Source organism: Opitutales bacterium (assembly GCA_013215165.1).
In the GTDB taxonomy this organism is placed as follows: Bacteria; Verrucomicrobiota; Verrucomicrobiia; order Opitutales; family JABSRG01; genus JABSRG01.
Map to the genome: position 1 here is coordinate 1 of JABSRG010000086.1, position 9,294 is coordinate 9,294.

Here is a 9,294-nt window from a genome sequence, read left to right on the forward strand (position 1 = left end):
CTGACTTCCTTGATCGGAAGTCCGCCAGAGCCAACCACTTTTTAATTTTTTAGCGCATCCCTATGGGATGGCTGTGTCTAAATGTATGAAACGTGACGGCGTCATGTAGTCGGGCAGGTGTCCTTGAACGAACGCACGTAATTCCGACGCTTCCATGGTCGCTCCCGAACGTGTTGTATAATAAGCGACCAGGGAGAGTCGGTGTTTCTGAAGCTGGGCTCCGATAACAGCTACATGCTGAATGTTTCCGTGGCGGGTCAGGCAAGTTTCGATCTCTCCCGGCTCGACGCGGAAACCGCGAATTTTGAGTTGCCCGTCGGCTCGGCCTAAAAACTCGATATTCCCATCGGGTAGGTAACGCGCGATATCACCTGTGTCATACAGGCGTTCTCCTGATTTAGAAAATGGATTGGGGATGAAGCGTTCAGCAGTAAGATCGGGGCGTTCGCGGTAGCCACGGGCGAGATTGTCTCCTCCTGCATACAAGCGACCGAATGTGCCAAATGGGACGGGGTTGAATGAATCGTCGAGCAGATAGATGGTGGTATTATCGAGTGGCTTGCCGATTGGCGGCGGCACATCGAGCTTATGCGGTAGATCCCCAAATGCATATGCGGTAATAACGTGTGTTTCTGAAGGGCCGTAATGGTTGTGTAATGTGCAATCAGGATGACGCTCCAGGAGACGTGTCATCGCCGGGGTGAGGATCAATTGTTCACCCGTAGTAATGACCTCTCTCAATGCAGAAAGCACTCTATCGCGGTCCGCATACTCCGCTGCCATTTGTTGGAAAATACCCACCGGGAGGATGCATTTTTCAACCTGTTCCTCGATGAGAAGTTCGACTAACGCATCGATGTCACGCCGCTGCTCTTCGGTGGGCAAAACCAATGGGGCACCTGATCCCAAAGCAACGAAGATCTCATGAAAGCTCGCGTCGAAAATGAGGGATGCAAACTGCAAGGTGGTCGCAGGCCAAAGGTGTGCATCGCGATGCCAAAGGATCAAGTTGCGGAGAGCGACATGGCTCAAAGCGGTGCCCTTGGGCCGGCCCGTTGAGCCTGAGGTGTAAATGATGTAGAGGAGGTTTTCCGGGTGGAGCGAAACCGTGGGAGCATGATCTGGCAAGGTCCCAAGCTCGGAATGCAGTTCCTCATAGACGGAGCCGGCTACGGCTGATGACACTTGGACACGGTTCCGAGAAGCTCGGTCGGTCAGAAGGATGGGTGCCGCACTGTCTTCCAGCATAAACTAGAGGCGGTCTTGAGGATAGGCTGGATCTAGGGGGAGGTAGGCGCTACCTGCCTTAAGGATCGCCATCATTCCAACAATCAGCTGCGGGGAGCGTTCCATACAGATGCCGATAGCGACATCGGGTCCTGCACCGTGCGCGATGAAGTAGTGGGCTAGGCGATTAGCAGCCGATTCGAGTTTCTGGTAAGTCCAGCTTGAGCCCTCGAAACGTATAGCTGGAGCTGCCGGTGTGCGTTGCGCTTGATAACTAAACCAGTCGTGCACCCAGCGTGTTTCATCAAACACTTGATGCGTCGTATTAAGGGTGTGCACTGTATGATTCCACTCTGCCGCGTCCATGAGCGGCAGCTCGGCGATGGGGGTGTCAGGACGCTCTATCGCGCCTTCGAGGAGTCGCACAAAGCGTCCGCAGCCGTCTTCGATGGTGATCGAATCAAAGATATCCGCGTTGTATTCGACCCAGCCAGCGTAGCTCGTATCGGTTTCGCGCAAGTTGAAGGTGTAGTCAAATTTCACCGAGCTGACTTCAGGCAGCAGGAGTGACATATACGCATCGCCTAATGCTGATGCTTCAAACTTAGGCTGAAACACAAAGAGGATCTCAAAGAGTGGGTTTCGATCAAGAGACCGCTCTGGGCTGAGTGCTTCAACGACTTGCTCGAAGGGCACATCTTGGTGCTCCCATGCTTCGTTTGTGGTCTGTTTGAGCTGGTCTAAAAATGCCCAAAATGACATGCGCAATTCCAGCTGAGAACGGATTACGAGTGTATTGGTAAGGAAGCCAATCAAAGACTCGGTTTCTGCCCTGGTTCGTCCGGCAACGGGCGTGCCAATCGATAGATCCTTGAGGCCTGTGTGGCGGTAGACAAAGGCCTTAAAAGCCGCCATCAACACAATGAAAGGAGTCGTGTTCTGAGCTCTGGCAAATGCTTCAACGCGCTGGCGCAATGCCTCAGATATGGAAAATTCGGCCTTGGCTCCATGGTGTGTCGGCGCGGCGGGTCGGGGTCGATCGGCAGGGAGTTCACAGAGTTCGATTCCGGCAAGCTTATCGGTCCAATATTTTAAATGATTCGTCTGTGCTTGTTTTGCTTCATCGCTGCGTTGCCAAACACAGTAATCGTCCAGCTGTATCTTGAGGGGGTCCGTTGTCTCAATTGTATAAGCCTTCGATAATTCCTCGGCGATTAAACCTAATGAATGGCCGTCACAAATAATGTGATGCAGGGTGAAGAGGAGCCGTGCATGGCTGTCTTCTAAGTGGATCAGGTGGAGACGAAATAAGGGGCCGTTGGCGAGGTCGAATCGGTGATTCAGCTCGCTGTGAACAAGATGCTTCAGTTCGGACTCGCGATCGTAGCCAAGGATGTGAGACAAATCACTCTGTGTAAATGTAAACGCTCGTGTTGCTTCGCTTGGTGGCAAGACTTCCTGCATGGGTCCGTCAGGCCTATCCACGAAACGTGTGCGCAAACTCTCATGGCGTTCGACGACTCGACTCATTGCGATGGGAAGCTCGGCTGCATTCAGCTTCCCATGAATATCTAGGACGCCCGGCACATTGTAAGCCGGGTTGCCGGGGTCGAGCTGGTCGATAAACCAGAGGCGTTGTTGCGCGAATGAAAGTGGGCACGGTGATGCCACATCTCTTGGCTTGATCGCACCGCTGGATTCCACCGACGAGTCAGCATCAAAACCCTCCTCGGCGAGGAGCATTTCCATCAATGCTTTCCTTTTCGCGTCGAGGTCCATGACTTTAGATTTCGATCTCCTCCATCTCGATATCACTTCCGGTAGCAGCGTTGGATTGAAGCATGATCACGCTCAGGTGCGTGAGTGCTTCTTCGGTAAGGGCATGTAAAGTCGGGCCTTCTAAAATGCGTGCCATGGGTAGACTGATTCCCAGTGTGCGCTCCACTGAGTTCTTAACCTGAACGGCAATCAACGAATCGACTCCAAGTAAGAGCAATGAGGTGTCACCGGGCAGCTCATCTGAAGTTGTTTGAAGAATATCGGCGATGATCTTGGTCAGTTTTGTCAGCAGCCAATGCATACGCTGGTCTACAGACTCGATGGATCGCAGCGTCTCGATGACATCTTCAGATGCATTGCTTACTGGGGTCTCAACTGCAACGGCGGCGACTCGTATGGCTAGCATCGGCATCAGTGCGGCCTGCGGGTCAGCTTCGAAGAGGTGCGCCCAGTCGACATCAATCAAGGCAAGAGCCGGCTCGGAGAACAGCATGGCAGATTCGAGCAGAGCGTAACCGCGGGTTGGATTGAACCGGCGTATGCCAAAATTTTCCAACTGAGTATGCGCGCGCGCGCCTATGGCAGTCGCAGCAAATCCTACATCGGACCATGGGCCCCAGTTTATTGTTTGGATGGTTGCCTCAGTCTCCAAGTGTGCTGCGGCGTCCAGAAATGCATTCGCAGCGGCATAGTTTGCCTGGCCATGTGCAGGCATGATCGAAGAGAAAGCGGAGAAAAGTTGTATGCGCTCTAGGTTAGGAGCGTCGAAAGTCTTGATGAGATTCAGTGTCCCGGCGACCTTGGGGGCCAGGACTTCGTCTAGCTTCTGTACGTCGAGCGATTCGATGGGACAGTCTTTCCATGAGCCCGCTGTATGGAAAATGTGAGAAACAGCAGGAATTTCCACTTTCAATGTCGCGACGGCCGACGGGTCACCGATGTCCAGCGATTTGTAATGAATCGATGGGTGTTCTAAATCATCAAAGCCAGAATCGGATCTAGAGCTTCGACCCACCAGTGTAATACGATGGACTCCCTCTTTTAGAAGTTGTTTAGCCGCGGTGCGCCCGATGCCTCCCAGTCCACCTGTGATCAGAGCGTGCGTGATGGGCTTTGGAGAAACCTGGCTTGGGTGGGTCTCTGTGGCTTCGACTAGGCGCAAGAGGTGGGGGTATCGTTTCGAAACGCGACGCGATCTTCTCCCGATCGACTTCTCAATACAGAAAGGATTTGTTCAGCTTTGGTTTGAACCGATGACTCTCTTTCCAAGTCAATAATCCCGCCCCACAGCTCGGGGTGTTCGATGGGTAGCACCTTTGCAAAGCCGCTGCGCAAGGCTTCAAATGGAAAAACTGTTTCCTCAGCGATTTGTTGAGCTTGTTCTGTAATTGTCCAGATTTTCGGTTCAGAACCGGCGCGTTTGAGATGCTTGATTGTTTCGGAGAGCTTGAGGAGATCTTCTGTAGAGTCCGTATGCTCGCCGAGCCAAAGTAGGGAACTAAAGTTGTCCGCGAGGTCTCGTGTGACTCGGATGCCTAAGTTCTCGAACGCTGATGTGACTTCTCCGTCCCCGCCAACAAGAGCAATGATGTCTGGAGTTGAGCTCGTGTTCTCGTAAAAAGAACTCGGAACGGGCGACCATTTTTGAACGAAAGCGACACCTCCCAAAGAAGCAGCATTTTGCGGCACATCATTGCTCTCCAAGATCCGTTTGTGTTTCCAGTCTTCGATGAGTGTATCGAAGTCACTGCCTGAACGATCAAACGATTGGGTGTGCGCGGCGAACTGGTTTTTTAGAGTCTCCAGCCCGGGTAGCATATCCAGCATCTCGGCGTTGGATGGACCGAAATCCAAGAGTGCGGCTATCTCACTTACGCCTGCATCAATGAGTTTTTCGACCATTGCCTTGGTAGAATCCACTGTTCCGAGCAGCGCGCGGCTTTCGTAGAATCTGTCGAAGACAAATTCGACAAACTCGTCCAGGGCGGCGCCTTGAAGGTTATCAACATCGACATCTCTTCCTCGAGCTGCTGCGAGTCCCTTGAGCAAATGAATGTTCTCCTTTAGGAACTGGGTGAAGGGTGGCTTGACGATACGGCGCACGGATTCATCATCGTCACCGACAAAGGTGTGCAGCATGACAGTGATTCGACCTGTCTCTGGATCGAAGCCGGCATCGCTTCGGGCTTTGCGATAAAGCGCAATTTTCGCCTTGAGCTGATCGACGTCCTGGTCGAGCAGGTGCGTCAGAATGTTGGCGCCTAGGCGACCGGCTGTTTCGAAAGTCTGAGGGTTTGCCGCAGTCGTGATCCAGAGTGGTAGCTCGGGCTGGACGGGAGTTGGGTAAATTCGGACTGCTGTTGATTCGCCTTTGCCATTGGCAACCTCGACAGTCTCACCGCGCCACAGCGCTTGTAGCTGTTCGATACCCTTAAATAAAAGATCGTGGCGTTGTGCGAAATTATCTGGAGCAAGGCAGAAATCGTTGGGATGCCATCCAGAAGCGAAGGAAACTCCAGTGCGCCCATTGGATAGGTTATCCACCATCGACCATTCTTCGGCGATGCGAATGGGGTTGTGCAGTGCAAGTACTACGGAACCCGCCATGAGGCGAATATGTCGTGTCGACTCTGCCAAAGCTGCGTGCATGACCGATGGATTGGAATAGAGGCCACCGAATTCTGTAAAATGGCGTTCAGGGATCCATGCACTGGAGAAACCCTGGCGATCAGCAAATCGAGTGGCTTCACGGATGAGTGCGTAGGAAGCATCCCTGCCCGGGCGTTCAGTGCCGTTGAAGAACATCACGCCGAAATCGATCGCTCGAGACTGAGTCGGGTTGTGTTGCGTCGATACTTCAAATTCGACGACTTGGCTCCATGCATCAGCAGATTGTGGTCGGACAAATATTTGGATGGATGCCGTGTGCGGAGCTGTCTGATGCAGGGTGACTTGCTGGGTGCCCGATCCGGCCAATTTCGAGACTTTTGGGCGATCCGTCAGTGTGTGGTGGTGGACGCGAGTAATTGACTTACCCAAGACCGAGCTTGCTGCGGTTTGAGCAGTTTTAATGAGCTGGGGCGGATCGTAATCGAAGCGTTCGAATCGCTTTTCCCAAACGTGTGTATCGCTCGCGTGCGCCTGAGTCGGGAGCTCCTTGCCCAGGAGACTGTCTTCGTTCGTATCGAGCGCGGGCAGGCTATCGATCCAGCAGCGACGCTGTTCAAAGGGGTAGGTGGGCAGACTGGTTTTGTTAAAGCTGCCGATAGGGAAGAGTGCTTGCCGGTCGAGCGCACCTGATTCGGTGAATGCGATGCAGGTATCGTTTTGAGAGCTTTGACCAGATATGAGGGCAGCTTTTAGTTCTTTTAAGTTGCTGGCCGTGGTTGCCCAGCGATAGTCCAAGACTGCGCGGCCCCAGGCCACTGATGCACACAGATCGCGCAGAGATGGGAGGTTGTCGCCTTCGAGAAACTCAATCCAGCGCTGTTTCAGTTCTCCGAGCTGATTCTCTGTGCGCGCGGAGATGACAAAGATCTCGGGTACATCAGGTTGATAAGTTCGGTCGGACTTCTGATGGCATTCGCGAATCAGCATATGTCCGATCGATCCACTGGAACCGAAGGAACTGACACCGGCGATGCGCTGGTCATAAGTAGACGGCCAATCGATATGCTCGGTAGTGATCGTGGCCGGGATCTCGTCCAGACTCATGGCTGGATTGACTTTTTGGAGGTGAAGGTGTCGCGGGATCTGTCCGTGGTGTACGCTCAAGGCGGCTTTGATGATGCCGCCGATACCCGCAGCCGATTCCATATGGCCGAGGTTTGTTTTGAGTGAGCTGAGCACCAAGGGTTTCTCGGAGGTATGTCCTTCGCGATAGACGCGCCCTAGGGCTTCGATTTCGATCGGATCACCCAGAGAGGTGCCGGTGCCGTGTGCTTCGACATAGCCGATGTCTCCCGAGGTCAAATTGGCGTTTTCGAGGCTCTGCCGGATAATATTTTCCTGTGACGGTGCGTGTGGGACGGTGAGACCACTGCTGGCACCGTCTTGGCCGATGGCACTGCCTGCGATGCAGGCGTAGATGCGGTCACCATCACGCTGTGCATCGCCAAGTCGCTTGAGCACTACGACACCGCAGCCTTCGCCCCGAGCATAGCCGTCAGCTGAGGCATCAAAGGTTTTACAGCGACCGTCGGAGGAGAGCATTTTCGCCTTTGAGATCGCGATGGAATTGTCAGGTGTGAGTATGAGGTTCACGCCCGCTGCGAGCGCCATATCGCTATCGCTTGTCCTCAAGCTTTGGCAGGCCTGATGGGTGCTGATGAGTGACGATGAACAGGCGGTGTCTACAGTGAGGCTCGGGCCATTGAAGCCAAAGAAATAAGCGAGTCGACCAATGGCCATATTGGCTGCGTTGCCCGTTGCATAATAGGCGTCGATACGGCGTTTGTCGTCGCTCCTCAAGAGCTCAGCATAATCGACGACGGTTAGACCGACAAATACGCCGGTTTTGCTGCCCTTCAATGTCGTTGGATCGATGGCGGCATCTTCGAGTGATTCCCAAGCAGTTTCCAATAAGATACGCTGTTGGGGGTCCATGCTAATGGCTTCGCGGGGTGTGATCCGGAAAAACCGTGGATCGAATGCATCCGCGCGGTCAAGAAAAGCACCATATCGGGTGTAGAGCTTGCCGGGGGTCTGCGGTGTTTTATCGAAAAAACGCTCGGTTTCCCAACGCTCGCTAGGCACAGCCTGAATCGCGTCGAAGCCCTCACTGAGTTTTTGCCAAAATGATTGTGGGCCTCTTACGCCGCCGGGGAATCGGCATCCGATTCCGACTATGGCAATAGACTCGGAATTTCGCGCTTTCAAAGCGGACAATTCAGCCTGCTGTTGCTTCACTGCAACGAGCGCTTTCTTAAGCCTGTCGTGAAAGGGGCCTGGTTTTTTAGAAACATCGCTCATCGCTCATTAACACTGAATATCAAACGAAAATGCGGCTGCTTGTCTGATAACATTTTCTCAATAACCGAAGCCGTATTCGTCCATGTTTCGAGACCCAGAACAATGTCTAATTGGGTACAGAGAACTAATGGATTATCACATAGCATAGCAGTCGATCCAGTGGCTATGGCAGTGGGCATTGATGTAAACGAAAAATGACGATTTTCACTCTTTGGAGAATCCGGATTGTTTTCACCGGGGCTTCTGGTTTGAAATCTAATGATGGCCGCATCGACAGAAAATATGGACCGCACGCTCTATGTGCTGTCGGGTATGACGGCTGTGGGTAAGACTTCGCTGGCTTTGCGCTGGGCGGAAGCAAATAATGCTGAAATTCTGTCCTGCGATTCGCTGCTTTTCTACCGTGGGATGGATATCGGAACGGCCAAACCGGACGCGTTAGAACGCAATCGCGTGCCTCATCACGGTATCGATCTCGTCGAGGTTGAGGAGCAGTACAATGTAGATCGTTACGTCGCTTATGCTCGCGCGGTGATCGAGGACATTCATCGGCGCGGATTTCGTGTACTGATAACCGGAGGAAGTGGTTTCTATCTAAAATCCTTTTTTGCGGCCGTGACTGATCAAGCGCTGGTATCCGCTGAAATTCGGGAGCGAGTAGCCCACCTATATGAGCGAGGGGGCAACGAGGCTGTTTTGGCTGCGCTTGAGGCAGTTGAGGGGAATGATCTGTCATTAATCGATACACAGAATCCGCGGCGTACGGTTGCAGCCCTTGAACGCTGCTGGGGCAGCGGTCTGACATTGCAGGCACAACGTGCGCGCTTTGAAGCATTGAAATCGCCTTTTGCTGATTACCCTAAGCAGACATGTATCCTCACTCGGGAGCGTGAGGTGATGTTTGAACGCATCGAGGCGCGCGTCAGGCAAATGTTGAATGCCGGTTTGATCGATGAGGTCAGCAAACTGCGTAGCGCCGGACTTGAGAGAAATCCTTCAGCGGCTCGGTCGATTGGTTATCGCGAGGTATTGACGTGGCTCGATGCCAAGGAGGGGGGTCTCGAAGCACTGACGGAGGCTATCGTGGTCAATACACGGCGCCTGGCCCGGCGTCAGCGAACGTGGCTTCGACACCAAATCTCGGTGGATCAATGGTTGGACTTAGACAGCGTTGAAGAGTCCGACGCGGTTGATCAGCTCTTCGCTGCAGATTCCAAATCACTCGGCTGACTTAAATACTTTTCTTCACAGCCATCCCATAGGGATGCGCTAAAAAATTAAAAAGTGGTTGGCTCTGGCGGACTTCCGATCAAGGAA

Annotated in this window: 5 protein-coding genes; 1 reads left to right on the forward strand and 4 read right to left on the reverse strand. The window is 53.1% G+C overall.

All coding sequences use genetic code 11. The features are described from left to right. Positions 1–60: 60 nt before the first annotated feature. From HRU10_14185 to HRU10_14200, 4 genes are read right to left on the reverse strand one after another with little or no spacing between them, the layout of a single operon-like run. A complete protein-coding gene (locus tag HRU10_14185) occupies positions 61–1,248 on the reverse strand; it encodes an AMP-binding protein (protein ID NRA28379.1) in 1,188 nt (395 codons plus the stop codon). Between the two features lie 3 nt (positions 1,249–1,251). Then, entirely contained in the window at positions 1,252–3,006 is a 1,755-nt protein-coding gene (locus HRU10_14190) for an AMP-binding protein (protein ID NRA28380.1), read from the reverse strand. Positions 3,007–3,010: 4 nt separating this feature from the next. Next, positions 3,011–4,168 carry an SDR family NAD(P)-dependent oxidoreductase gene (locus tag HRU10_14195; protein ID NRA28381.1) on the reverse strand — a complete coding sequence of 386 codons (1,158 nt, stop codon included), beginning with the start codon at positions 4,166–4,168 and terminating at the stop codon, positions 3,011–3,013. Further along, positions 4,159–7,977, reverse strand: a complete 3,819-nt coding sequence (locus tag HRU10_14200; protein ID NRA28382.1) for an LLM class flavin-dependent oxidoreductase — start codon at positions 7,975–7,977, stop codon at positions 4,159–4,161. The genes HRU10_14195 and HRU10_14200 overlap by 10 nt, the downstream gene beginning before the upstream one ends. Before the next feature lie 258 nt (positions 7,978–8,235). On the opposite strand from HRU10_14200, the gene miaA reads away from it, so the two are divergent. Next, entirely contained in the window at positions 8,236–9,207 is a 972-nt protein-coding gene (miaA, locus tag HRU10_14205; protein ID NRA28383.1) for a tRNA (adenosine(37)-N6)-dimethylallyltransferase MiaA, read from the forward strand. Positions 9,208–9,294: the final 87 nt, after the last annotated feature.